General features: G+C 34.3%; 22 protein-coding genes. 2 read left to right on the top strand and 20 right to left on the bottom strand.

From position 1 onward, the window contains the following. Window positions 1-35: 35 nt before the first annotated feature. From BCR26_RS16580 to BCR26_RS16535, 10 genes are all read right to left on the bottom strand, one after another. Complete coding sequence (locus BCR26_RS16580; protein ID WP_069700060.1) at window positions 36-638, bottom strand: NAD(P)H-dependent oxidoreductase; 603 nt, start codon at window positions 636-638, stop codon at window positions 36-38. A gap of 130 nt (window positions 639-768) precedes the next feature. Beyond that, the gene (gene fur, locus BCR26_RS16575) at window positions 769-1,248 is read right to left on the bottom strand and encodes a ferric iron uptake transcriptional regulator (RefSeq protein WP_069700059.1); all 480 of its coding nucleotides are present in this window, start codon (window positions 1,246-1,248) and stop codon (window positions 769-771) included. A gap of 136 nt (window positions 1,249-1,384) precedes the next feature. After that, window positions 1,385-2,248, bottom strand: a complete 864-nt coding sequence (locus BCR26_RS16570; RefSeq protein ID WP_069700058.1) for a CvfB family protein — start codon at window positions 2,246-2,248, stop codon at window positions 1,385-1,387. 19 nt (window positions 2,249-2,267) lie between these two features. After that, window positions 2,268-2,594: an AzlD domain-containing protein gene (locus BCR26_RS16565; protein WP_084387183.1), complete on the bottom strand. Its 327-nt coding sequence runs from the start codon at window positions 2,592-2,594 to the stop codon at window positions 2,268-2,270. Then, on the bottom strand, window positions 2,584-3,291 hold the full coding sequence (locus tag BCR26_RS16560; RefSeq protein ID WP_069700057.1) for an AzlC family ABC transporter permease: 708 nt from the start codon (window positions 3,289-3,291) through the stop codon (window positions 2,584-2,586). Before BCR26_RS16560 ends, BCR26_RS16565 begins: the two co-directional genes overlap by 11 nt. Before the next feature lie 176 nt (window positions 3,292-3,467). Further along, window positions 3,468-5,474 (bottom strand): cell division site-positioning protein MapZ family protein, encoded by a 2,007-nt coding sequence (locus BCR26_RS16555; RefSeq protein WP_069700056.1) that lies wholly within the window; start codon window positions 5,472-5,474, stop codon window positions 3,468-3,470. A 195-nt stretch (window positions 5,475-5,669) separates the two neighbouring features. Then, window positions 5,670-6,779, bottom strand: a complete 1,110-nt coding sequence (gene rpoD / locus BCR26_RS16550) for an RNA polymerase sigma factor RpoD (protein WP_069700055.1) — start codon at window positions 6,777-6,779, stop codon at window positions 5,670-5,672. Between the two features lie 73 nt (window positions 6,780-6,852). Next, a complete protein-coding gene (dnaG, locus tag BCR26_RS16545; RefSeq protein WP_069700054.1) occupies window positions 6,853-8,745 on the bottom strand; it encodes a DNA primase in 1,893 nt (630 codons plus the stop codon). A 260-nt stretch (window positions 8,746-9,005) separates the two neighbouring features. Further along, a complete protein-coding gene (locus BCR26_RS16540; protein ID WP_069700053.1) occupies window positions 9,006-11,342 on the bottom strand; it encodes a cation-translocating P-type ATPase in 2,337 nt (778 codons plus the stop codon). A gap of 126 nt (window positions 11,343-11,468) precedes the next feature. Then, on the bottom strand, window positions 11,469-12,077 hold the full coding sequence (locus BCR26_RS16535; protein ID WP_069700052.1) for a lysozyme family protein: 609 nt from the start codon (window positions 12,075-12,077) through the stop codon (window positions 11,469-11,471). Window positions 12,078-12,260: 183 nt separating this feature from the next. Here BCR26_RS16535 and BCR26_RS16530 point away from each other — a divergent pair, with 183 nt between their 5' ends. Continuing rightward, entirely contained in the window at window positions 12,261-12,992 is a 732-nt protein-coding gene (locus BCR26_RS16530) for an alpha/beta fold hydrolase (RefSeq protein ID WP_069700051.1), read from the top strand. A gap of 52 nt (window positions 12,993-13,044) precedes the next feature. Here the strand turns inward: BCR26_RS16530 and BCR26_RS16525 are convergent, their stop codons facing one another. From BCR26_RS16525 to BCR26_RS16500, 6 genes are all read right to left on the bottom strand, one after another. Further along, entirely contained in the window at window positions 13,045-13,920 is an 876-nt protein-coding gene (locus BCR26_RS16525; RefSeq protein ID WP_069700050.1) for a PhzF family phenazine biosynthesis protein, read from the bottom strand. Window positions 13,921-14,057: 137 nt separating this feature from the next. Then, a complete protein-coding gene (locus BCR26_RS16520; protein ID WP_069700049.1) occupies window positions 14,058-14,240 on the bottom strand; it encodes a hypothetical protein in 183 nt (60 codons plus the stop codon). Between the two features lie 15 nt (window positions 14,241-14,255). Then, window positions 14,256-14,609, bottom strand: coding sequence for a hypothetical protein (locus BCR26_RS16515; RefSeq protein ID WP_069700048.1), 354 nt, complete (start codon window positions 14,607-14,609; stop codon window positions 14,256-14,258). 342 nt (window positions 14,610-14,951) lie between these two features. Next, on the bottom strand, window positions 14,952-16,934 hold the full coding sequence (gene nagE / locus BCR26_RS16510) for an N-acetylglucosamine-specific PTS transporter subunit IIBC (protein ID WP_069700047.1): 1,983 nt from the start codon (window positions 16,932-16,934) through the stop codon (window positions 14,952-14,954). A gap of 24 nt (window positions 16,935-16,958) precedes the next feature. Continuing rightward, entirely contained in the window at window positions 16,959-17,792 is an 834-nt protein-coding gene (locus tag BCR26_RS16505) for a PRD domain-containing protein (RefSeq protein ID WP_069700046.1), read from the bottom strand. A gap of 227 nt (window positions 17,793-18,019) precedes the next feature. Continuing rightward, complete coding sequence (locus BCR26_RS16500; protein ID WP_069700045.1) at window positions 18,020-18,439, bottom strand: GNAT family N-acetyltransferase; 420 nt, start codon at window positions 18,437-18,439, stop codon at window positions 18,020-18,022. A gap of 159 nt (window positions 18,440-18,598) precedes the next feature. Here BCR26_RS16500 and BCR26_RS16495 point away from each other — a divergent pair, with 159 nt between their 5' ends. Next, window positions 18,599-18,940 carry a metal-sulfur cluster assembly factor gene (locus BCR26_RS16495; protein ID WP_069700044.1) on the top strand — a complete coding sequence of 114 codons (342 nt, stop codon included), beginning with the start codon at window positions 18,599-18,601 and terminating at the stop codon, window positions 18,938-18,940. Between the two features lie 92 nt (window positions 18,941-19,032). On the opposite strand, the gene BCR26_RS16490 is transcribed toward BCR26_RS16495, so the two are convergent. From BCR26_RS16490 to ppdK, 4 genes are all read right to left on the bottom strand, one after another. Then, entirely contained in the window at window positions 19,033-20,346 is a 1,314-nt protein-coding gene (locus tag BCR26_RS16490) for an LPXTG cell wall anchor domain-containing protein (protein ID WP_069700043.1), read from the bottom strand. 396 nt (window positions 20,347-20,742) lie between these two features. After that, on the bottom strand, window positions 20,743-22,050 hold the full coding sequence (lysA, locus tag BCR26_RS16485; protein WP_069700042.1) for a diaminopimelate decarboxylase: 1,308 nt from the start codon (window positions 22,048-22,050) through the stop codon (window positions 20,743-20,745). Between the two features lie 100 nt (window positions 22,051-22,150). After that, window positions 22,151-23,224 carry a serine hydrolase domain-containing protein gene (locus BCR26_RS16480; RefSeq protein ID WP_069700041.1) on the bottom strand — a complete coding sequence of 358 codons (1,074 nt, stop codon included), beginning with the start codon at window positions 23,222-23,224 and terminating at the stop codon, window positions 22,151-22,153. Window positions 23,225-23,323: 99 nt separating this feature from the next. Beyond that, entirely contained in the window at window positions 23,324-25,936 is a 2,613-nt protein-coding gene (ppdK, locus tag BCR26_RS16475; RefSeq protein WP_069700040.1) for a pyruvate, phosphate dikinase, read from the bottom strand.

The raw sequence follows: 25,936 nt of genomic DNA, 5'->3' as shown, positions 1-25,936 counted from the left end.
TCTTTGCAACTCCTTAATAATTTTCATTTCAACTTTTATAATTCATTGATTCTCTTTTCAACATCCTTTAAATAAAACGCTAATTCTTCTCTAGTTTTGTAAGGGACACTGCCATAAAATACATGGTCGATGATATCTACATCGTTTGAACCAAACATCCATTCTGACGTTAATAATTTTATGGCTTGGTCAATCGGCGTTAATTCACCATTTTCATTTTGTGGTTGGCCAGTAGGAGTGAAAAACAAGGCTTTCTTACCAGCAAAACGTTTTTTTGGTTCATCATCCTCAAAGCTATAGGCAAATCCATGAGCAAAGACACGATCAAGGTATCCTTTCATAATCGCCGGCATCCCATTCCACCAAATCGGAAAAATATAAATAAGTAGCTCGCTTTCTAAAATAAGGTCTTGTTCATACATTACATCTTTTGGATAGTTCATATTTTCACGAATGAATTTTCCATCTTCTACATGAATTGTTTCTTCTCCACTTAGGATAGGATTGAAATTCATTTTGTATAAATCTCTAACTATTACTTCATAACCTTTTGTTTCTAATGTTCTCACAGCGCAATCCAAGACAGCTTTACTAAAACTTACATCTCTAGGATGTGCATAGACAATTAGCGCTTTCATTGTGATAAGCCTCCTTTTAAGATATCTCTTATTATAACAAAGAAAATATTATTTAGAGGAATATGAACGTTTTTTCACAATCTTATCAGTTTCTCATGCCGCCTTCCAAAACAAAAAAACACCTGAAAAATCATTCAGATGTTTTTTTGTTTTCTTGGGCTTTGTTTTTTTTTTGACAGGATTGACAGATACCGTGGAAAGTCAATCGATGATCTTTCACAACAAAATGATAACGACTTTCTACAATTTGTTCCACCTCTCCAAGTAAATCCTCTTCTACTTCTTCAATATTTCCACATTCTAGGCACAAAAGATGATGATGAAAGTGTTTGGCACCCTCTTTTCTTAAATCATATCTTGCAAGTCCATCATTAAAGCTTACTTTATCTACTACTTTTAAGTCTGTCAAAATCTCTAGTGTCCGATAAACGGTTGCTAAACCAATTTCGGGGCTTTTTTGTTTGACTAAAAAATAGATTTCTTCTGCAGATAAATGATCTTTTTCATTCTCTAACAAGACTAAAACAGTTGCTTCACGTTGTGGAGTCAGCTTAAACCCAGATTCATGTAGTTGTTTTTTTGTTTTTTTAAGTGCGGCAGCAGAATCCATCAAAGCAACTCCTTATTTATAATTATTCTAAACAGGAAAACATATTTCCTATAGTAGATTATAGTAAGTATAAATTATGTTCTGTAAGATTGCAAGTCATTCTCAATTAGACAACTACTTGTAGATAAAATGATGTTTATTCTTTTTTATCTATTAAAATAGTGTAGCCATCTTCTTGCTTAATTTTTCTTTGTTTTAACAAATTTCCAATGGCACGTTTAAATTGTCCTTTACTAATGCCAAAGGTTTGTTTTATTTCTTCTGGATTTGATTTATCTGTGAAAGCAATTTTATGGTCTGCTGCTCGCTCTAAGAAAGTTAAAATCATCGCAGCGTCATCGCCTATCGCTTCGTGAGCTCTAGGTTTTAAAGATAAGTTAAGAATACCATCTGGACGGACACCAATTACTCTACCATTGACTGTTTCACCAAGATGAGGTTCTTGAAATCTTTCTTCTGGATGAATAAATCCAATGTAAAAGTCATCAGTTAAAATATAAGTACCTGCCATTTTTAAGCGGTACACAATCCCACTAAGATCTTTATTTTTCATCTCTTCCGTTCCGACTTTCGACATCGCCTTAAAGATTTTTTCGTCTGCTAATTCACCCCAAATACGGTCTTTATTGTCCACTTTTAAAGAGATCATTAATTGATCGCCTTTTTTAGGCCAAAGTTCTCGCATCATCGGTAATTCATCCAGTGAAACAACAACGTCTTTATCATTTAGACTTATGTCTACAAACGCTCCTAAATCTTTTCGAGTACCAGTGACTGTCCCAAAAGCAAACTGTCCTACACGACTGCTTGGAATAACCGTTGTCATTTCTGGTTCTTGTTTTTGGTTTAAGTAACCAAAACCCTCTACAGCTTCACCAATTTCATGTGGGCCTTCTTCTTTTGACAAACGAAAAGTCACCCCATTTTTTTGTAAAAAATAAAATTGATCGTTTTCGTCAATAATCAAACCAGTAAAAATTGTTGCTAATAACTCATTCATATGTTTCTCCTTCTGGCATTTAGCCTAAAAATAAACGTAAAAGTGCTATAGTAATCACTCCCACAATAACAGTTTTCATTAAATCTTTCGTACGAATAGCAACCAAAAGCGTTGGTATACAGCCTATTGCTTCAAGTGTTTTTAAATGTGGAAGTCCGCTTTCTTGAACTTCCAAAATACTCTGAAATAGTAGTGCCGTCAAGATGCAAATCGGTAGATAGGATAAAAAATCAATAAACCATTTCGGAAAATCAACTTTTTTTGACAATAGGAACGGAAAAATTCTTGGTAGCCAAGTTACGATGGCGCTCCCTAGTATTGTTATTAATACATAATTATTCATCATTTGGCACTATCACTCCAATCGCGCATCCTATTAACGTTGCAATCATAACAGATATTTCAGGAGATAAAAAGGACATAAATATATATAATGAAAAACAAACAGTCATTAATACAAGAATGGTATGCTTTGTTCTTTTTCTCATAGGAGTATCTACCTGTAAAACGAATAACCCGATGAACATCGCAACAAGAGCAAAATCTAATCCTAAAATATTAGGATCAGGAATCCAATTGCCTAACAAACCACCTAAGACGGTTGATAAAATCCAAGTTAAATAGGCGGTAATATTCAAACCATTTGTCCAAATTGCTGTCACAGGCTTCTCATTGCTTAAAGCAGTCATTAATACTCCGTATGATTCATCCGTCAGTAAAGTTCCGATACCGACACTAGTGACTAAGGGTTCCTTTTTGAAATAAGGAGCCACTGACATACTCATCAAGAAATGACGTAAGTTGACTAAAAAAGTTGTAAATATAATAGCTGATATTGGTGAATGAATGGCTAGCATGCCACATATAATAAATTGTGCACTGCCAGCATAAACAAGAATTGACATTAATGCAATTTCAATAACTGAAAGTCCGACACTTTTTCCCACAACACCTGCTGCTATTCCGATGCCGACATAGCCCAAAATTGTTGGAATACAAGCATCTACTCCTTCCCGAAATGTCGCATATCCCTTTTGCTTCATACTTAATTCAACGCTCCTTTATACATCTAGCCGTCACTGATGTTTTTTTGATCGTTTATTCCTAATTGATTAGTTTATCCAAAAGCACTAATTTATACTTGTATAGAAGTGTGTAGGACAAAGCTCAATGAGCTTTGTCCTACACACATAAAAACTAGTTTCCTACCAAAGAAAGATTATCCTCCAGCATTTCGAGAAGCATTACCTTTAAACCAACCAGTTTTAGCGTTAATTGTTACTAAATAAACAGGGAAATCTTTTTCTGAAAAACCAGAAAGTAGAGCTGACTGGTTATTAGTTCCGTACAAGTTGTAATAACCTTCTCCATTAATAATTCTGGCTGGTTCTAAAACATAACCGCCTTCAATGATATAGCCACGTTCTATACAAGTTGCGATTACTTTTTCTTTAACACCGGGTGCCCATGACCAAGCAGGATTGCTCATATCTGCGACATCAAGTGGATTAACAGTATAAACAGGATCGGTATAAACACCACTACTGTTTGGTGGTGTAAACCCAGTAGCATTCTGTGTGGTTGTGCTTGCTCCTTGTGCTTGATTGTTGATAGTATTTTCATTTGTCTGATTAGGAATAGCTGAATTTGCTGCAGCTTGAGCGTCGGCCTCTTTTTTTTGCGCCTCAACTAAAACCTTATTCGCTTCGGCTAAACCATCTGATAAGGGTTTACGTAGTGTAGCGCTCTTGATTTTATCAACTTCTGCCTTTGCTGCATCATAAGTTGATAATGTCAATTGGTCGGTCACTTTGTTTTCTTTATAAATCAAAGAAACTGCCTCTTTTGCTTTTTGTAATTGATCATACTGATTGGTCGCTTCGGTGATCGCTTGATTGACTAATTTATCCAATGCGTCTTTTTCTTCCACTTTTTTTAAGTCAATTTTCTTATCAGCGATAATCGCAACATCATTCAATTTATTCCCATTGATGATCGGTTGAGCAAATAGTTGATTTACTTTTGCAACTTCAGCTTGTTTATTGGTTACAGTATCATATAATGATTTTATTTCTTTATAATCCGAGTGATTTTTTAATTTATCGAGATTTTTTTTAATTGTTGCAGTGCTATTACCAATCATTCCAGGTTTAATATACACGTGACTATCATCTGTAAAAAAGTTTTCAAGAGCCTCTTTTGTCGAGGTAGCTAATTCTTTTTGCTCAGCTAACTGTTCCGTTTGGATTTTCTTTTCTGCAGCAGAATTTTTTTGAGCTTGATCATAAACGAACCATCCTCCTGTTGCCAGCACAACTACTGAGGCTGCAATTATATAACGTTTTTTATTTTTTTTCTTAGATTCAGATTCATAGGAAGCGGCTTCTTGTAACATCTCATCCTTAGTTTCGCTCTCTTTTGATTCCGTTTCTGTTTCTTTGTAAAAAATAGGTGCAGCATCCATTTCGATTTCTTCAGGTTTTTTACTTTTTGAAGGAATAATTGGTTGTTTTGAATCTCTAGTATCCGGTTTAATAAAGATTGTTTTATCAGATTCTTGATTCTCGCTATCTGATTCAGATGATAGCACTGCTTCACTAGCGTTATCTGGTGTCACTGTTTCCTTAATTAATTCAGTTTCATCTGACACTTCATCTTGTATGGATTCCAAATCTTCAATTTCTAAGTTTTCTTCCTGCTGAACCTCAACTGGTAACTCAACAGATTGTTTTTGTTCTTCAACGACACTTATTTTTTCTTCGTTGTTTTCTTTTTTGTGTTCCTTAATATACTGATGTAAAGGAGAAACACCCTCTTCCGCTGATTCCAACAAGCCGGCTTCTGACGCAGCAATTTCCTCATCTTTAATTGCTGTCACATCGGTATTAGTTAATTCTTCAATATCATTTTCTTCAGCAGGAACTTCTTCCTTTTTTTGTGCTGTTTCTTTTTCCTTACCTACTTCTTTCTCTTCAGTAGGTTCCCCTTGTTCATTAAACATATTCATAACATGCCCTAAACTCATATCTTTTAGTTCTGACCATTCAATATTCTCATTAACTTCCTTATTCATAAAATTGGATGATACTTCATTTTCAGATTTCTCACTATTTTCAGCATCTAAATTTTTAGATGGCTTATTTTCTTTCAATTCATGGCCACAATCAGGGCATTTTTTTTCTTGTTCATCTAATTCTTTTCCACAATTAGGACATTCTTTTGACATATTTCGACCTCACATTCTACTGATTCCCATAAGTCTAATCTACCACAAGTCTAGGTTACTTCCAATATGTACATAGTAACTTTTTTGTTACATTTTGATAAAGATTCCTGACTTAAGTTTTTCTAATCAAGTATGATAGTGTAAAACAGCCCTTTTCGACGTAAATCGAAAAGAGCTGTCGATAGATTTTTTTTCTTATTCTAAAAAGTCTTTCAATTGTTTTGAACGTGAAGGATGTCTTAATTTGCGTAAAGCTTTTGCTTCAATTTGACGAATCCGTTCACGGGTAACACCAAATACTTTTCCTACTTCTTCTAATGTTCTAGTACGACCATCATCCAAACCGAAACGAAGACGCAATACATTTTCTTCGCGATCTGTTAATGTGTCTAAAACATCTTCTAATTGCTCTTTTAAAAGTTCGTAAGCAGCATGTTCTGCTGGACTAGTTGCTTCTTGGTCTTCAATAAAATCTCCTAAATGAGAATCATCTTCTTCTCCAATTGGCGTTTCAAGAGAGACAGGTTCTTGTGCAATTTTAAGAATTTCACGAACTTTTTCAGTTGGTAAATCCATTTCAGCACCAATTTCTTCTGGTGTAGGTTCTCTGCCTAAATCTTGTAAAAGCTGACGTTGAATTCTGATTAGTTTATTAATGGTTTCAACCATATGAACTGGAATCCGAATTGTTCTTGCTTGGTCGGCGATAGCACGAGTAATAGCTTGACGTATCCACCATGTTGCATATGTTGAGAATTTGAATCCTTTTCGATAATCAAATTTTTCAACTGCTTTCATCAAGCCCATATTACCTTCTTGAATAAGATCTAAGAATTGCATGCCACGTCCAACATAACGTTTTGCAATTGAAACGACTAGACGTAGGTTCGCTTCAGCTAATCTTTGTTTCGCTTCTTGGTCACCTTCTTCAATTTTCAGTGCCAAGTCAACTTCTTCTGCTGCTGTCAATAATTGAACGCGACCGATTTCTTTCAGATACATCCTAACTGGATCGTTGATTTTTACACCAGTTGGGGCCGATAAGTCTTCTAATTTCGCTTTTTCAGCTACTTTTTCATCTTTTTTTAAGCTAAATTCACTTGGATCGCCGTTTTCATCAACAACACTAATACCAGAATCTTCTACTTTTTGAATTAATTTTTCCATTGCTTCAGCATTCAAAGTAAATGGTGTTGCTAATTTGTTCGTTAAATCATCGTAAAGAACAGTTCCTTTTGGTTTGTTCTCTTTGATGAAAGCCGCCAATGCAGCCTCATATTTTTTATCATTTGTTTCTTTTTCCATGAAAGAAGGCCCCCTTCATTTTTCGGTTCAATTTATTGCCAAAATAAAAATTAAGCACAGTGATAAAATAGAACTATTGAATCATTGTACGATTTTTGTTTAATTGTCTAGCTAGGTTAATAATTTCAATTGCCAGTTCTTCTTCCAACTGCTTATTTCCTAACCTTCTTGCTTCTTGTTGTCTTATTTTTTTTTCAGTAATTTGATCTTCTATGGTAGAGGATGCAATCACTTGAACAACATCATTAATCTCACGTTCTGAACTTTCTTCTGAAATGACTAAGTAGGAAATATCAATTGCTAGTCTTTTTAGTCTCTCTTCTTTTAAAAAGTCAAGAAAATCTGCGATAGAAAAATCATTATGAATACTCATGTAACTATCTAAAAGCAAATATAGTTCTTGGTATTCAACATGTGCAAAGTTAAAGTCATTTTGCTGTTGAATAAAATTTCTTGTTCCTTGCTCGTTCATTAAGCGATATAGGAGTGTTCTTTCTGCTTTTTCAACTCGAGAAAAAGCAGCTTTATTTTCAAAAGAAGGCGCAACATCTTCTTGCTGGAAAGGCATTCCCCACTCTTCATCAGACGATTGCTGTTGCTGATGACGTTCTTTGCGGTGGGCTGCACGTTGCTCCCCTTTTAATTGACTAAATTGTTCTTCTAAACTATGAATAGAAAGTTGAAATTCTTGCGCGATTTGATTCATATAGCGATCTCGCTCTAAAGGAGATTGCACTAATACTAATTCATTTAGTAATTGATGCACATAATCTAACTGTTCTTTTTCATTATTCATGTTTCTTGAAAGTTTATGGTAATGCATTTTAAAACCAAAAACAGTCTCTCGTCCATGCATAGCTAATTCACGAAAAGACTCGGCCCCATACTTTCTTAAATAATCATCTGGATCTAACTTTTCAGGGATATTTACAATACTTAACTGAAAACGACTATGATCACTTAACAAATGGATCGCTCGGTTTGTTGCCTCTGTTCCTGCGCTATCTCCATCGTAACAAATAACTAATTCTTTTGCGACTCTTTCCAAATGACGGATTTGCTCATTCGTTAAGCTTGTTCCCATTGAAGCAACACCGTTAGTAATACCGGCTTGCCAAGCAGCAATCACATCCATAAATCCTTCAAAAAGAAAAACTGTATTTTCTTTTCTAATTTCTTTTCTAGCTTTATCGAAATTAAAAAGAGTATCACGCTTGTTGAATAATGTTGTTTCGGGGCTATTTAAATATTTAGGCATATCTTTTCCACTAAAATCTTCCGTTTTTAATAATCTTCCAGAAAAAGCAATCACATTTCCTTGATGATCATTTATCGGGAAAATAATTCGTTGATAAAAACGGTCTAAATAGTCTCCATTATCTCGTTGGATGAATAAACCAGATTCATTAAATAGATTTGAAGCAACTTGTTCATTTTGAAAAACTTGACTTAGAAAATCTCGCTTTTGTGGAGCAAAACCAATTTTGAATGTCTCAATAATTTCTGGTGTCAATCCCCTACTTAATAAATAATCAAGCGCAGGTTCACCAATCCGTGTATTCATTAAAACGTGATGATACAAATCAGCAGCTTTTTTATGGAGCGCCATTAATTCTCGATGATGTTGACTGTTTTCTTGGTTTCCGACGTCTTCGCTGTTTGACCATTCGTAGTTTACAGGGATTTGTTCCAGTTCAGCTACACGACGAACGGATTCAGGAAAGCTTATCCCTTCAATTTCCTGTAAAAAATTAAAAACAGTTCCACCTTTTCCGCAGCCAAAACAATGAAAAATTTGCTTATCTTCCGCTACTGAAAATGAAGGGGAACGTTCTTCGTGGAACGGACATAAACCCATATGATTTTTACCTGATTTTTTTAATTGAACATACTGTCCAACTACATCAACTATATTTGTTCGCTGACGAACTTCCTCGATGACTTCCTGAGGAATTCTTTGTGCCACTGTCCTCACCTCCAAAGAATAGCTGAATGCTTATTCATGTGATTAGCCGGTAAAAAAACGCACTGAGCATATTACAGCGCGAATTTCAAAAGACACAATTACACATTATCTATTTTATCACAAAAGAAAGGATTTTCAAGTATATTGTACCTTTATTTTCAATTCCTCTTTACCTTTTTGAAAAAAACAAGAAATAAGAAATTCTTTTATTGCAAGATTTCCTTATTTCTTGTTAAGTATTGAATTCTATTTGACTTTTTTTATAAATCTTTTATTGTTTTTCCAGCTTTTTTTAACTGTAAGAAACCAATAGTAACTCTCAGAATAATGTTTATAGTCATCATTCCCAAGAAGATCATTAGCGTTTGTTCGTTTAAAAAGCCAACTTCTAAAATATTATGGAATAGCATAGCTGCAACATAAATCCCTACAACTGTAGTTATTGATAAAAATATTCTCAATGGATTAAATGGTAAGCATGCTCTTACGACAGCCATACAACTGATACCAATAAGTAAGTAATACATAAGCGTGGTAGTCTCTAGATGGCTAAAGTTTCTATTTTGACCAATCAGATAAACTGATACGATATTGGCAACGACTAGAAGAGCATTGACTGAGGCATTTCGTAAAGCAGTTGGTAAAAATTTCCCCCTTACTTTGCGCTTATCACTTTCAAAACTTAAGAAGAAAGCTGGATAACCTTCGATTGCTAAGTCAATCAATGTGATTTGAATTGGAATAAATGGGAACGAAATAGCTGTAATCATACATAAGATTGACAAAATAAAGGAGTAAATGGTTTTGATGAAAAAGACACTAGCTACTTTTGTTACATTATTTACCACTCGACGACCTTCAAAAAGTACATCAGGTAATGTAGTAAAATCAGAATCTAGTAAAACTAAGTTAGAAATTTGTCTAGTTGCTCCATCCCCTTCAGCCATTGCAATACTGCAATTCGCTTCTCTTAAAGCTAAGACATCATTTACACCATCCCCAGTCATTGCAACAACATGATTGTTATCTTTTAGCTCTCTGACGATAGTTCGTTTTTGTTGTGGACTTACTCGACCGAATACTGTGTATTCATGAACGGCTTGTCTCACTTCTGCTTCTGTTTGCTTTGTTGATAGATCGACATACGATTCATAACCAACTAAACCAGCTCGTCTGGCAATGTTGGAAACAGTTACTGGATTGTCTCCAGAAATAACTTTCAAATCAACACCTTCTGCTCTTAAATATGCTAACGTTTCATTTGCATTTTGTCGAATCGGATCATCGATTTGAAAGACAGCTAGTGGTTCAAGAGCCGGTAAGCTATCTTCATCTATGAGTCCTTCTTTTGAAATTGCTAACATTAATACACGATAACCGTGCTCCTGCGCTTCAAACACTTCGTTAGGAAGATTCTTTTCTGCAACCAACCGTTCTGGTGCCCCTAAAACCACTGTTCCGATTTCATTAAATTCAATCGCTCCCCATTTTCGCTCAGAAGAAAAGCCAATTGATTTTTTTGCACCATAACGATTAGATAATTCAAAGCGATCACGAATTGCTTGCATGGTAATATTGTTATCTGTGCTCTCAGCAAGATAACTACCAATAATTTGTGGAAAAGCCGCTTTATATTTTTCGTTCAAAATTGTTACGTTTTGAACTTTCATCTTCCCTTCAGTGATCGTACCAGTTTTATCTAAACATAAGGTATCTACATGTGCTAATGTTTCAATAGAATACATATCCTGCACTAAAATTCTTTTCTTTGCTAACTTCACAACACCCGTTGTTAAGGTGATACTAATAAGTAACACTAAACCTTTAGGTAACATTCCTAGTAACGCTGCTGCAGAAGCGATAACAGATGTTTGCATGCCTGAGTTCCTCACAAAAAAGGCTTCAACAAACAAAATAATCCCTAATGGAATAATGACATAACTAGTGAATTTAGACACTTTACGGATAGAATTCACTAATTCTGACTGAATTGGTTTATGGACTTTAGCTTCAGCAGTTATTTTCACAGCATAATTCTCTGCTCCAACATGAATCACACGGGCATACACCTGTCCACTGACAAGAAAGCTACCTGATAACAAAACATCTTCAGTTTGTTTTTCGATTAAGTCAGATTCTCCAGTCAAAAGGGCTTCATTCGCTTCAGTTTGACCATCGACTACTTCCATATCAGAAGGAACTTGCTCTCCTGCGCCAATGATTACAATGTCGTCTAGTACTAATTCTTTTGTATCAATTTCAAGTTCTACACCATTTCTGACTACTTTCACTTTTTCTTTCGCTACAATTGATAATTTTTGAATTAAATTACGAGCATGAATTTCTTGGTAAATCCCCATCCCCATATTTACTAAAATAATTGCTAAAAAAGCTAGGTTAGAATAAGCTCCAACTAAAAGTAAGCAAAGCGCAATACCAAAGTTTAAAAAGTTAAATAACGTCATCACATTATCATAAATGATATCTCTTGTGGACTTTGCTGCATTCTCTTCATAATTATTTTGCAAGCCTTTTTGCTTTCTCTCCGATACTTCCGCATCTGACAATCCTTTTTTTATATCCAACTTATTTTTCATTCAAAAAATTCCCTACTTTCAAGTTGTTAAAACATACAGTTTCTAGTTTACTTGTATTTAGACAGAACTTCAAGAAAATCCTAAAGAAAACAATTATTTAACTGTCTTCTTTAGGATTTTCCTCAATTACCTGAACCAATTAATAAAGGTTTTATTCATTTTTACTATGTCTGCGTAAAACATATTTCCACCATTACTATAAAGAAAACCTCCATTATGAAGTAACGCTTGGGGTCTATAATAACGATAGGTCGTCTTATTTTCATTTCCTAATAAAGGAGATAGTACATTTTTAGAATATTCTTCTGCAAGTGCAACAGTATTTTTTCCACCTCGCTCTTGGACAAAAGAAATATATTCTAATCCAAAATTGTAGGCTTGAATTGCTGTCCAAATATCACAATTATTTTCATTTGCTTTTTGGATTGCCTGGGCAAGAAAATTCACCCCATAAGCTACACTTTCTTCTGGACTTCCAATCATTTGTTGCTGACCATAAGCACTTTCACTGCTTTGCATTAGATCGTCTGATTTCCCTTTAGATTCGGTATAAATAATTGCAAGGACTAAATCTTTGTGTTCTTTAATGTTATTGTTTTCAACTTCTTGTGTTACTAAAGGTTCAAATTTCATTACTTGTTTCACATTTTCTCGAATTTTATAGCCAGAATAGAGTGTAGCTATCAATGCGAAGAGAAAAACACACATAACAATTCTTTTTATCATTTTAAACATCAAATCATCCAAACTTATTAAAGTATATTTATCTTACTTTAAAATCAGGAAAAATGCATATAAAATCTACTTTCTTTAGTAATCTTTAATAAAAATTTGTTTTACTTCCAAAATCTAAACTCCTTTCGATTTCCAATTGTCATAGAAATCTGTATACTTATCTGTAAAAAGGAGGTTAAAAAAGTGAAAACAGAGCAAAAAACGCTTGAAATGAAAGATGGATCTTCTATTTATTACGAAGTGACCGGTACTGGACGTCCGCTTTTTTTACTTCATGGAGACAGCGGAAGTGGCGATTTTTACGCTCAGCATGTGCCCACTTTAAAAAAGTACTTTACCGTCTATACTGTTGATAGTCGTGACCACGGCCTTTCAACGAATAATAGCGATACCTTGACTTTCAAACAAATGGCAGAAGATCTCTTTAATATAATGGAAAAAGAAGAAGTTAATAACGCAAGTATTTTAGGTTTTAGTGATGGAGCTGATTTAGCAGTTGTTTTTGCAGTGAATTACCCCAAAAAAGTGGATTATTTGATTCTAAATGCTGTTAATACAGAATTTTCTGCTATTTACTTTCCGGTTAGGGTCGTAATCAATCTTAACTATATGTTTACAAAGATGTTTTCCTCTTTTAGTCGTCGGATGAAAAAACGTTTACTAATCACTCAGTTAATGAGAAAAAATATTGGCGTTACTCCTAGGGATTTAGAAGAAATTAAGTCGAAAACACTTGTTATTGTAGGTAAACAAGATATCATCAAATTGTCTCACTCTATCTATTTAGTACAAAAAATGCCCAATGCTTCTTTCGTTATCGTACCAAAGCAAGGTCATTCATTTGCTTGTAAAGATTCCAAGTTATTTAACCAAGAAATTCTTTCTTTTTTACTAGGCGAAGAAATCGTTTTATAGACCAACATTTCAGATTTTTATTTGTTGCACTGTTGGTCTATAGAGTCACTTCTCATAAATCAGCTGTTTCAACAGAAAATGATTCATTGAGGCAAGCATTCCCAGAAATATAAACCTCGTGTTTTTCATTCTCTTTTCTTATAACATTGACAACAACAGTCCCTTCTTTTTGAAGGTGGCGCCCTTGTTGGACAAGAAAATTTTTTTCTCCACTTATATATAAATAATTCATTAAATATGCTCCCATAACGCCAGATGCTGTTCCTGTGACTGAATCTTCTTTCGTTCCTGAATAAGGAGAAGAAAAATGTCTTGCTGAAAGAATCCCCTCTTCTTTAGAATCAATAGAAAAAGGATGAATAGAAGAGTGAGGAACCTCTTTTAAGATTTCAGGGAATTTTTCTGTTGCTGGTTTCATAATATCTAATATTTGCTTATTTTTAACAGGAACGAGTAAAGTCCAAGAACCGGTATTGCCGTATTCAACTGGCAGCTCTTGATGAAGATCAGATTCTTTTATCCCAAGAGAATTGCACAAGGCTTGTTTATCCCCTTGAAAAGCAATGAATTTCGGTTCTGCTTGTCTCATGGTTATTTGTTTTTTCTCATCATTAAATTGGACTGGTAATATACCTGCTCCCGTCTCAATGTTGATTTTCTGGCTCCCATCATTCTTGTACAAAGCGAAGATTGCTCCTACTGTTGCATGACCACATAAAGGCGTTTCGTGCCCAGGAGTAAAGTATCTTAGGCGAATGTCTGCTATTTGGCTTTTACAAACAAATACGGTTTCGTTATAACCAATATTTTTTGCAATAGATTGCATTTCTTTATCAGTGTATCTATCGCCATCTAAAACAACCCCTGCTGGATTTCCCTGCCCTGGAATATTCGTGAACGCATCGACTCTTAAAACAGTACATTTCATTTTGTTCCCCCCATTTTTTTATAATTGTATCATAGGATTCTAAGGAAATTTAAAACTATTTACGTTAAAATTGCTACATAAAATAAAAAAAGACAAACCAAAACCCCTATTTAAAGAGCGTTTCAGTTTGTCTCATTTTATTGGTTTACTGCTTGGTCTGTAAATAGATAGGCTTGTGTAAATTGTTCTTCTACAAATTCTCCGCAAATATTAGAAAATTCTGCTGAAAGCCTTCTTAATTCAATTGCTTCTTGTAAAGTAATTGCATTGTTTTGAAATTTTTTAATCAACTCAATCATTGCGTTTAAATCATTAGTCATACTAATTAACACCTACTATTCTTTAACTACAATTAATTCCTCAGAAGGATGGTTTACAGTTAAAAATATTTTTTCCTCATAACCTTTTGTAAGTTCTTTGATTTTTTCAACTACATGACCTTCACAGTCAATGTACAATACTAATGCTTCAAAACGACCTTTCACATCTGACAAAAAGCGTTCCATTTCAGCTAATACATTTTTTTCTGTGAAATTTTCGTAAGAAGCCATTTGTTTTGCTCGAATAAAATTGTGTGGAATATCTCCTTTGTACCCTACAATTGCTACTTTATTTCCAGAATGGTCTTTTTTTACAATATCCCAAACTTTTTCGATTTTTCTTGGTTCGTTTCCTTTTATGATAATCATTAATGTATACTCCTCCGTTGTTATCTATATTGTATGTTGCTTTCAATATGACACAAAGAAGCCCGTTTATCATTTCACTGGCACTTCGTTGTGTCCAGCTAATTCATGCAAGATAATCTCCTCCTAAGAAATGATATGCATTAACCTTATCATAATGAGAGAATAAATCAAGTTAAAGCCAATATAGTTTAAGTAAGCGGATAAATTTTATAAGAACTGTAGCGCTTCGTTCGAACAACTTCTTCAGTATTTCTAAATTCTCTACAAAAAAGGTTAAAGCAAAACTTAAATTGTTTTGCTTTAACCAATTATCATATAAAATCCTGGGGAAGGGATAAACAATTATTTAACAATCACTCTACCAACTAACTCATTTGCATGTGCTTGTTGTCCTGATTTTGTTAATTCATAACTTGAAACAAGATCTTGATTAGTAAACACCACAATCAAATCGGAAGCTTTACCATGCGTTTTTAGAGCGTTTAGATCGATTGTAGCAATCTTGTCGCCTTGCTTAACTACTTGGTTCTCTTCAACACTCAAAGTGAACGGTTCGCCTTTTAATTCTACTGTATCTAATCCCATATGCAACAGCACTTCTATTCCACTGTCTGTTTTAATACCTAGGGCATGTTTCGTTGGGAAAATACTAGTAATCGTTCCGGCAACAGGAGTAAACACGTCACCATCTTCTGGAATTACAGCGTAGCCATCACCCAACATTTTTGCAGAAAAAACATCATCTGATACTTCTGAAACAGGAATTACTTTTCCTTTTGCTACAGAAAAGAGCTCAGTTTCTTTTGTTGTAGTTATAGGAGCGTCCTGTTTTGCTTCAGGCTTTTTTACGGGTTCACCTGCTGTTGAAGCCTCTCCCTTTTTGATTTTATTCATTTCATCTGCAACGAATTGAACCTCTGTTCCAACGATGACTTGAATATTTTTACTATCAATTACTTTCACTCCTGGAACGCCAGTTGCTTTGATTTTTGCTTGATCCACAGATCTTGTATCATTAACTGTTAAACGTAAACGAGTTGTACAGTTATCAATAGACGTTACATTGGCATCTCCACCAAGCGCCATGTAAATTTTTCTAGCTAAAACAGCAAATTTATTGTCACCAGATACTTCATCAACATCAGGCGTCTCTTCGCCGTCGCCTTCTTCACGACCTGGAGTCATTAGATTGAATTTTTTGATTACAAACATGAATGTAACATAATATACGATACCCATTATAAGTCCTAAAACTAGAAGCATATAAGGTTTATTAGCAATTGGAACACGCAAACTTAAGAAGAAATCGATGAATCCAGCGCTAAAGTTAAACCCGGCTGTCCATTGGAAAAATGCAGCTACAAACATTGAAATACCTGTTAAAATTGCATGTACTACATAAAGTGGCCAAGCTACAAACATAAATGAAAATTCTAAAGGTTCAGTTACACCAGTAAAGAACGAAGCAAAAGCAGCTGCCATCATCAATGAAGCTGTCGCTTTTTTCTTTTCAGGTCGAGCACATTGATAGATAGCCAATGCACCTGCTGGTAAGCCAAACATCATAACAGGGAAGAAACCGGCTTGATACATTCCAGTAACTCCTTTTACTCCTTCACTTGCCCAGAATTTACCTATATCATCAATTCCAGCGATGTTAAACCAGAATACGTTATTTAAAGCATGGTGTAATCCTGTTGGAATTAGTAAACGGTTAAAGAAACCATAAAGTCCAGCTCCAATTGGTCCTAATTTAGAAATAGCTTCTCCGAATGATACTAATCCATCATAAACTGGCGGCCAGACAAAAATTAATCCCGCAGATAAAACAAGCATAACTGCTGCTGTTACGATTGGAACTAATCTTTTTCCACTGAAGAAAGATAATGCCATTGGTAATTTCACTTGGCTAAAGCGATTATACATCGCTCCAGCAATCAAGCCTGCTAAAATTCCAATAAAAACATTTTTATTATTAATGGCAGAGAAGGCAATATTTACTTGCTCTACTTCAATTCCTTTAAACATTGCTACAGAAGCTGAGTTAACTAATGTCATTGGAACTAAAAACGCAACCAGACCACTCAATGCGGCTGATCCATCTTTATCTTTAGACATTCCTAAGGCTAAACCAACTGCGAATAATATTCCTAAATTGTCTAAAATGGTTCCCCCTGCTTTTATCAAGAAAGCAGCCAGTATATTGTTTCCTCCCCAACCAGTAGGATCAATCCAGTAACCAATTCCCATAAATAGAGCCGCAACTGGTAATGTAGCTACAGGTAGCATCAACGAGCGACCCATTTTTTGCATATAAGCTTTCATTTCTTTTAAACTCCTTCTAAACTATTATTTAATCATTCTTAGCCTTTCAATATGAATAGCTAAATACCCTAACTCCTCGTTTGGCACTTGGTGGTGAAAAGTTCTCATTAACAAGACTTGGATTTTTTTTGAAATTTCGTAACTTTCAGCATATTTCCTTTTAACCATCTCGTGAATTTCATCGTCTAAGGTTGCGTACTGATTTTGTTGAAAACGATGAATAAATAACCTTAAATGGTTCGCTAATCTTGAGTAACTTAGACTCATTTTTTCGTCATGGATATTAATATTTAACTCCTGCTCAATTAAATGAATAATTTCAGAAACAATTGTGACTTCCCTGATACTTTTGCTATTATCAGTTCGCCCACTTCGAGCACTGTGGAGATGAATAGCAATATAACCAGCTTCGTCATAGCTAAAGGGAATACCTAGCGTTTGCGTCAAATATTCTACTGCCCATTGAGCGATAGAAAATTCTTCTCCGTACAAAATTTCAATTTCATTCAGTAATTTGTTTCGTACAATAATATCATTTTGAATGTTTTCAGCCGCAAAAGCGATATGATCACTCAATCCGATATTTATATGTTCGTTCAACTTCTCACCCAAGACCGTCTCAGCATGTGCAATAATTTCTTCCGTGGCAAAAAAATATTTTTCATCAATTTGTGATAACAAAACCTGTAATTTTTTTAACCCATCAGGTTCCATTATAAACATCCGTTCAACCAATTGTGGAGCCAATAAATCATTTTTCTTTTTATTGAACCCAACGCCCTTACCAACGGCCACTTTTTCTTGTCCTTCGTCAAAGACAAGCACAGCATTTTGATTTAACACCTTTTTGATTTTCATAAATCATTCCTCTTCTGCAGAAGTAGATAATCCATTCTCATGTAAAAAAACAATAAAAAAGCATGGAACAATCCCATATAAAGTTACTGAAAAACAATCAGTAATCATGAAATTCTTCCATGCCTAGTATTATCTAGTCACATGAAAATAGTATTTAAATTTGTTAACACGTTTAGTTTACAAATATATTATTGATTTGTCAAATAATATCTAACTTTTTTCTATTATTACAAAAAATAGATCAAGGTGTATTTTGATAAACCTTCCTTTGGAAAATTATCTATCTTGGCTAGTTGCTCAAAACCATTTTTTAAATAGAAGTTAGGTGCTTGATAGCTAAAAGTGTTTAATAATAGATGGTGACATTTCTCCTTTCGAGCAGATTCTTTTACTTTCTGTATTAAAGCACCCCCGACACCTTGCTTTTGATAATCTGAACGAATGGCTAATAACTCAATTTTCATTTCACCTAAAAAGTTTTTTGCCGTAATTCCACCAATGATTTCATTTTGATAATAAGCAACAAATGCAAACTCACTTTTTATTGGTGTTTCAAACTCAACTCCTTTGTTTTTAGTATCTTGGTCTAACAAGTCAGAGAGATGCTTCTCTATCTCATTAATTCTCGCTTCTTTAATAACGAACATTCAATAGATCCCTCCTGTATATTTTCTACTCCATTTCAAAAGGCATAGACGCATCTCTAAAACAGACGTTTTCCAGTCTCATTGAAAAAGATTCTCATTTACAAACTTTATAAAAAAAGGTATCATTAGTTAGAGTAAATTGTAGAGGAGTAGATACCTATGACTGAAACAAAACCGGAATGGTCACCTGAAGAAATAGAATCAATTAAAGAACAAATTTTGACTGCGTTAGAAACAGTTATTGATCCTGAATTAGGCATTGATATTGTTAACTTAGGTCTTATTTATGAAGTTGAATTTGACAAAACAGGCGACACAGTAATTAAGATGACTTTAACCACGATGGGCTGTCCTTTAGCTGATGTCTTAACAGAACAAATTCATGAAGCAGTGAAGGAAATTCCAGAAGTAAGTAATGTCGAAGTGAAATTAGTTTGGTATCCTGCTTGGACAACAGACAAAATGTCTCGCTATGCTCGAATTGCACTAGGGATTCGCTAAGAAATAAAGGACAAAAAATAATTTTTTATAGCCCCTATGCCTTAGTCCTAAGATTAATGCATAGGGGTTTACTATTTACATTTGAGTTTTAACTACTTACCATTTAATCCGTTTTTATGTTCTTTTTTTAATAGAAAAAACATAAAAGATAATAAAAGACTTCCTGCAACCAGGAACATCGATTGTTCTTTCTCACCTGTTGCTGGTAAAAGTGACTGCTCTTCTCTTTGAACAGAAACTGGTTCCAAAAATGTCTGAGATTTTTGTGGATTATATGTCATATTTTGTGTTATAGGTAAAGACTCTTTCGCTACTTTCTTTTGCTGAGTTTCAATCACTACAGGTGCTGCATAGCTATAATCAAATAATGCAGAATATCCTGAGATTTTTTCCCTTAGTTCATTAAATGTAATTGTAAAATGCGATGTTTTATCATAAGTGTACGTTAACCAATATTTTTTGTCCTTCTCTGAGTCTAATGCATTTTTCCCAAAATAGTCACCAATACTAATAAAGTTCTCATTAACTTTGTAGTACAATACGTTGTCTTTAGCCGCATAAAAATTTTTGATGTTAGCATTATCGTAAATATCAAGGTATTGGTTGTTATCGATATCTGTAAAATTAAAAAAACCAGAAATAGTTGCATTTAGTCCTGTTAAATTATCTAAAAAGTAATAATTTGCAGTTAAAGCTCTTAGACCTTTCATATAAATGGCTGTACTACTTGAACTTAAATTTAAATAAGCAGAGTAAGTACCATTCTTTTCAAAAGCTTTCATGAGTGTCCACGCATCAAAAGAAACTTTTAAATCAATAACTTTCCCATTGTACGTTCCAACATTTTTATAAATTATACTAATTTTGCCTTGCTGATTATCATTTAACATGAAATTGAAAGTGTCATTCTCTTTGGTATAATTTCCGGAGACAATCACTTCTGTATCACTATTAATTTGAGGCATAAACGCATATTCAGCTGTTACTTTACCTTTTTCGACATCCGTAATGGTGTTCTCTTTATCTACTAATTTTCCATCATAATCAGGAATTTCAATGCCTGATTCAGGCGAAATCGCTCGCGGATTCCTCTTTTCTGTTTGTACTTCTATCGTCTCTGTTTTTTGTCCTTCTGTTATCTCTTGATTATTCTCATCCAAATTATCTATGACAATCAGGTCCTCAGAACTTGATTCCGTTTTCATTTCTGGTAATTCTTCTGTTTGTTTTGGCTGATTTTCTTGTATACCTTCTACTTCATCATGTTGAATAATTTCTACTTCCATATTATTTTCATTTGCCACAACTGATGAATCTTCTGTTATTTCCTCTTCCCCAAATGCTGTTAACGGAAAAGCAGACATTAACAACAGAGCGCTACTGAACAAATAAATTCCTTTTTTCATTTTATTCCTCCTAAAATATTATTAAGTAAATTTTCCACCATTTTTATTCTAATTTTGCTAGCAATACCTTATCATTCATGAATATTAAACATTTTCTTACTATAAAAAAAATAAAGTTATTCTTTTAGAAGAGAAAATATAATCATGTGAATACTCAATTTCACAACAATCTCATTTTGATTATAAAAATCAGTTTTAAAAAGAAGATTAATAACATTTTCCGTTTTTTAAGGATTCACTTTATTATTATAAAAACAATGGTATGTAATAATAATATTTTATCATATAAATTTAAAAACCTCTATACGATATTTGAAATTAATTGATTTTTCAAATGTATAATAATTAAAAAATGCAACTCATCACTAGTTAGTGATGAGTTGCATTTTCATTTTATTAATGATAGTAACAATCCAAAGCAATCAAATCTTCATAGGTTTCTCTGCGCACTACTAATCTATCAACACCGTTTTCAACAAAAACCACAGCTGGTCGTGGATTACGATTGTAGTTATTCGCCATTGAGTAACCATAAGCACCTGTGCTTGTTACTGCGAATAAATCATTGCCTTTTAAAGGTGGTAACTCAATATCGTGGATTAAAATGTCGCCTGATTCACAATATTTTCCAACAATGGTCACTTTTTCAGGTAATTCCTTACTCACTCTATTTGCTAAAAAACCATCATATTTTGCATCGTATAAAGCCGGTCGAATGTTATCTCCCATTCCCCCGTCTACTGAAACGTAATGACGAACTTCTGGAATTCTTTTTTGAGCACCTACTGTGTACAGCGTAGTTCCAGCTTCAGCAATGATACTTCTGCCAGGTTCAATCCAAATTTCTGGAAACGGATAATCTAATAGTTCACATTGTCCTTTCACACCATTAACAATAGATTTAACAAACAATTCAGGTTTAAGTGGATCATCTTCTTGGGTATACTTTACGCCAAAACCTCCGCCCATATTTAAAACCTCTACTGTATAATTAAATTCTTTTTGCCAATTTTTTAGAATTGTCATCATTTTTTCTACAGCTGCCAGAAATCCTTCTGATGAAAAAATTTGTGAGCCGATATGGCAATGTGCCCCTCTTAATACAAAGTGTTCATCGGCTAAAAGGATTTCTAACGCTTTCGTTGCTTGTCCACTATTAACATCAAAACCAAATTTGGAATCTACTTGACCTGTCAGAATATAATCGTGCGTCTCGGCATTGACTCCTGGTGTAATCCGAAACATCACTGCTTGTTTTGTATTTTTTTCAGTTAGTATTTCTTTTAATAATTCAATCTCGTAAAAATTATCAATGACAATCGTTCCAACACCAGCGTCTACTGCATAGGCTAGTTCATCTTTTGTTTTGTTATTTCCATGAAATTCAATATATTTAGGTGACATCCCACCTTTTATTGCCGTGTAAAGTTCTCCGCCTGAAACAACATCACAACCTAAGCCTTCTTCTTCTAAAAGTTTATAGATTGCTAAACAACTGAATGCTTTGCTTGCGTAGACTACTTTATTTTTAACGTTTAGAGAATTGAAGGTTTCTTTAAATCCTCTAGCACGTGCGCGAATATGAGCAACATCATATACGAATAAAGGGGTGCCATATTTTTTTACTAATTCTGTCGTATCGCATCCGCCTATTGTCAAATGCTCGTTTTCATTAAATTTTGCTGTTCCAAATAATAAGGGCATTTCTTCACCTTCTTTACCATAGTTATTAGAAATAATAGCACAAAAATGAGGATATTCCTATTCTTTTTTCATAATAATCTTACTTTATTAAAAAAACATGTCAATAACTAGAAATCCGATTATAAAGTTGTTCCGCAAGATTTCCCATTCCATTTTCTGCTGGTTGATTCGCAAATAAAATAACTAAGTCTTGCTCGTTTTTTTTGCCATAAATGACTGTATCATATCCACCTAAATTTCCCTCAGAGTATTTTAGACCATCAAAATAGAAGAAGCCCGCTTGATACTCACCTAATTCACTATTTGCCAAATCGTTGTATTCAGTTGCAGAAAACAGACGCCCGTCCGTTAAACCTTTCTGCACTTGCCACATATCTTCTACAGACATAAACATATTGCCTGCACCTAAAAGACTAGAAAATAGTTTGTCTGAGTTAAGAAAATCATCTGTTTGGTAATCTTTTCGCTGGTATTGATAAGGCGTTGGAGATTCTTGATTTTTTGGTAGTGTATCCCAGAAAAAGGTGTTTTTTAAGTCGAGTTTCTCTATAATCCTTTTCTGGACTACTGTTTCGTAATCGCTTTTTAGTACTTTTGAAATAATCCCAGACAGTAATGTGTAATTAGCGTTAGAATAATAAAAGTCTTTTTTGTAAGAAACTTCTAGATGGTCAAGAGTATAATCCATTTGTTCTTCTTGAGTTATCAAAAGAACTGGTGGTTCCATTTCGTCCATGACGATTCCTGACGTATGATTAAGTAACTGTCTAATCGTAATTGCTTCACTGTCTTTTATTGCTGGGTAAAATTCTTTTAATGATGTATTCTCATTAAGCTTCTTTTCTTGAATCAACTGTAGTATGACAATTCCTGTAATAAACTTTTGTAACGACGCAATTGGATAGCTTGTTGATAGGTTATTTTCTATTTTCTCAGCGTTGTTGGAATATCCATAAGATTGCTTGTAGAAAATCTCTTGATTTTTTACTAAAAGAAGACTGCCTTTAAAATGTTCATCCGCTATTTTTTTATCAACCCAACTAATTACTGTTTTTTTTGACTCTGATGCTTGTTTTTCAGCACTTCCAAGCTGTTCTTTAGTAAAATAAAATATGAAAAAAATTATGATTACAAGTCCAGAAATAGATAGCAATAAGAGTCTTTTTTTATTCATATCGTTCCGCATCCTTTTTGAACTTTTCTTAATTGTAATACAAAAAAAGCAGAGAGTCCAAAAAGAATATACTTTCTCTTTGAACTCTCTGCTTTCCTGTTATTTTTTCTCTTGAGCGATTGTTAATATTGCTGAAGGAATTCTATATGGAGAACATGAAACGTAATCCACACCTATTTTATTCAAGAAATGAATGGATTGAGGATCTCCACCTACTTCCCCACAGACGCCAATTTTTAAGGTTCTATCTTTACCTCTAATCTTTTCTACTGCTATTTTCATTAATTCACCAACCCCTTCTTCGTCAATGTGTTGGAAAGGATCATCCGGCAAAATTTTACGATCAAGATATTCAGAAATGAACTTGCCAGAGTCATCACGTGAAAAACCATAAGTTAATTGGGTTAAATCATTTGTTCCGAAACTGAAGAAATCGGCATATTCAGTAATCTTTTCTGCCGTTAGACATGCTCTTGGAATTTCTAACATCGTGCCTAACTTATAAGTGATAATTGTTTCTTTGGAGACAAAAATTTCTTGAATCACTTTTTCTAAACGTGCTCGTAACCAAGACATTTCTTGATGTGAACCAATTAATGGAATCATAATTTCTGGGACTATTTTTTCCTGTGTGTTCTGTTGCATAAGCTCAATTGCAGTTTCTATAATTGCAGCCACTTGCATTTCATAAATTTCAGGAGTTGTTATCGCCAAACGACATCCTCTATGACCTAACATTGGATTTAATTCATGCAATTCTTCAATTCTATGTTTGATTTGAGTGACAGTTCTATTGGTTGCAGTAGCTAAAACACTGATATCCTCCTCAGATTGTGGTAAAAATTCATGTAAAGGAGGATCTAAAAGGCGAATCGTACAGGGTTTCCCTTCAAGAATCGTAAACATTTTTTTGAAATCATCCTTTTGGTATTCTTTCAAACGATTCAACGGTTCAATTAATGACTTTTTATTTTCTGATAAAATCATTTTTCTCATTTCAAAAATTCTTTTTTCACCGAAAAACATGTGCTCAGTTCTGGCTAATCCAATGCCATCCGCTCCTAGTTTTAGGGCCGTTTCGATGTCTTCAGGTGTTTCAGCATTTGCTCTAATTCCCAAAGGCATTTCTTTTTTTGCCCAACCAATTATTTTTTCTAAAAGTGCCCATTCATCCCCTTGTACATAAGGGATACGACCAAGATAAATTTTTCCGGCTGTGCCATCAACAGACACTTCATCTCCTTTTTTCAAGGTGACTCCATTGCAAACAGCCTGTTCTAAAAATTCATCTACCTGCACTTCTTCGCACCCTGCGACACAACAGACACCCATTCCTCTGGCCACAACTGCGGCGTGAGAAGTCATTCCACCTCGTGAGGTAATGATTGCTTCACTAACAACCATTCCTTCAATGTCCTCTGGAGACGTTTCTTGCCTAATTAGAATAACCTTCTCCCCAGCGTCACTTGCTTGTTTAGCTGTTTCAGCTGTAAAATAGATGTGCCCACTGGCAGCACCTGGACTTGCTGGTAATCCTTTTCCAAAGATAGTAGCTTTTTCTAACGCTTCTGGTTCAAAAACTGGATGTAGCAATTGAGTAATCATGGTGGGAGTAATCCGGTGAATGGCTTCTTTTTCAGTGATGACCCCCTCTTCTACTAATTGGATACAAATTTTAAAGGTTGATTTGGCTGTTCTCTTACCATTTCTTGTTTGCAAAATATAAAGCTTTTTATTTTCAATGGTAAACTCAATATCTTGCATATCTTTGTAGTGTTTTTCTAAAATATCACTATATTTTAAAAATTCCTCATATACTTCCGGCATCGATTTAGCCAGTTCTGAAATCGGTTCAGGGGTTCTAATTCCAGCAACGACATCTTCTCCTTGTGCATTAATTAGAAATTCTCCAAAGATTCCTTTTTCCCCTGTCGCGGGGTTTCGAGTGAAAGCGACACCTGTACCACTCTCTGTTCCAAAGTTTCCGAAAACCATTTCTTGAATGTTGACTGCGGTTCCTAAGGAATGAGGAATATCGTGCAATTTGCGATATGTTATCGCGCGTCGATTATTCCAAGAACGAAAGACAGCTTCTACAGATAAATATAACTGATCTAATGGATCTTGAGGAAATGGCTTTTGCATTACTTCAATAAATATATCTTTATAAATACTAACTAATTCTTGCCAATCTTCTTCTAACATTTCTGTATCTAATTGATAATTTTTCTTTGATTTGTAAAATTCTAATTGTTGTTCAAAGCGATTTTTATCAATCCCACAAACAACATCACCAAACATTTGGAGTAACCTGCGGTAACAATCGTAAGCGAAGCGACCATTTTTTGTCTTTTCTGCTAATCCAACGACAGTTGCATCATTTAAACCTAGGTTCAAAATAGTGTCCATCATTCCAGGCATGGAAAATTTAGAGCCACTTCGAACAGAAACCAATAATGGGTCTAGCTGATCTCCAAATTTCTTGCCTGCTCGTTGTTCCATTGCCTCTATATGTTGTTGAATCTCAATTTTAATCTCTGACGATAGTTGTTCCTGACCTTCCAGATAAGTTAAACATGCTTCCGTAGTAATCGTAAAGCCAGTAGGAACTGGTAAATTCAACTTAGTCATTTCAGCTAAATTAGCTCCTTTGCCTCCTAATAATGCAATTTGCTCTTTATTTCCTTCTGAAAAATCAAATACGTACTTCAT

The organism is Enterococcus rivorum (assembly GCF_001742285.1).
Taxonomy (GTDB): domain Bacteria; phylum Bacillota; class Bacilli; order Lactobacillales; family Enterococcaceae; genus Enterococcus_L; species Enterococcus_L rivorum.
Note: the sequence above shows the minus strand (reverse complement) of the source record. Positions and strands in the feature narration are given on the sequence as shown.

Coding starts and splice junctions, on each gene's coding strand:
- BCR26_RS16580 (WP_069700060.1), bottom strand. CDS start 638: ATGAAAGCGCTAATTGTCTATGCACATCCTAGAGATGTAAGTTTTAGT.
- fur (WP_069700059.1), bottom strand. CDS start 1,248: ATGGATTCTGCTGCCGCACTTAAAAAAACAAAAAAACAACTACATGAA.
- BCR26_RS16570 (WP_069700058.1), bottom strand. CDS start 2,248: ATGAATGAGTTATTAGCAACAATTTTTACTGGTTTGATTATTGACGAA.
- BCR26_RS16565 (WP_084387183.1), bottom strand. CDS start 2,594: ATGATGAATAATTATGTATTAATAACAATACTAGGGAGCGCCATCGTA.
- BCR26_RS16560 (WP_069700057.1), bottom strand. CDS start 3,291: ATGAAGCAAAAGGGATATGCGACATTTCGGGAAGGAGTAGATGCTTGT.
- BCR26_RS16555 (WP_069700056.1), bottom strand. CDS start 5,474: ATGTCAAAAGAATGTCCTAATTGTGGAAAAGAATTAGATGAACAAGAA.
- rpoD (WP_069700055.1), bottom strand. CDS start 6,779: ATGGAAAAAGAAACAAATGATAAAAAATATGAGGCTGCATTGGCGGCT.
- BCR26_RS16540 (WP_069700053.1), bottom strand. CDS start 11,342: ATGAAAAATAAGTTGGATATAAAAAAAGGATTGTCAGATGCGGAAGTA.
- BCR26_RS16535 (WP_069700052.1), bottom strand. CDS start 12,077: ATGTTTAAAATGATAAAAAGAATTGTTATGTGTGTTTTTCTCTTCGCA.
- BCR26_RS16525 (WP_069700050.1), bottom strand. CDS start 13,920: ATGAAATGTACTGTTTTAAGAGTCGATGCGTTCACGAATATTCCAGGG.
- BCR26_RS16520 (WP_069700049.1), bottom strand. CDS start 14,240: ATGACTAATGATTTAAACGCAATGATTGAGTTGATTAAAAAATTTCAA.
- BCR26_RS16515 (WP_069700048.1), bottom strand. CDS start 14,609: ATGATTATCATAAAAGGAAACGAACCAAGAAAAATCGAAAAAGTTTGG.
- nagE (WP_069700047.1), bottom strand. CDS start 16,934: ATGAAAGCTTATATGCAAAAAATGGGTCGCTCGTTGATGCTACCTGTA.
- BCR26_RS16505 (WP_069700046.1), bottom strand. CDS start 17,792: ATGAAAATCAAAAAGGTGTTAAATCAAAATGCTGTGCTTGTCTTTGAC.
- BCR26_RS16500 (WP_069700045.1), bottom strand. CDS start 18,439: ATGTTCGTTATTAAAGAAGCGAGAATTAATGAGATAGAGAAGCATCTC.
- BCR26_RS16495 (WP_069700044.1), top strand. CDS start 18,599: ATGACTGAAACAAAACCGGAATGGTCACCTGAAGAAATAGAATCAATT.
- BCR26_RS16490 (WP_069700043.1), bottom strand. CDS start 20,346: ATGAAAAAAGGAATTTATTTGTTCAGTAGCGCTCTGTTGTTAATGTCT.
- lysA (WP_069700042.1), bottom strand. CDS start 22,050: ATGCCCTTATTATTTGGAACAGCAAAATTTAATGAAAACGAGCATTTG.
- BCR26_RS16480 (WP_069700041.1), bottom strand. CDS start 23,224: ATGAATAAAAAAAGACTCTTATTGCTATCTATTTCTGGACTTGTAATC.
- ppdK (WP_069700040.1), bottom strand. CDS start 25,936: ATGAAGTACGTATTTGATTTTTCAGAAGGAAATAAAGAGCAAATTGCA.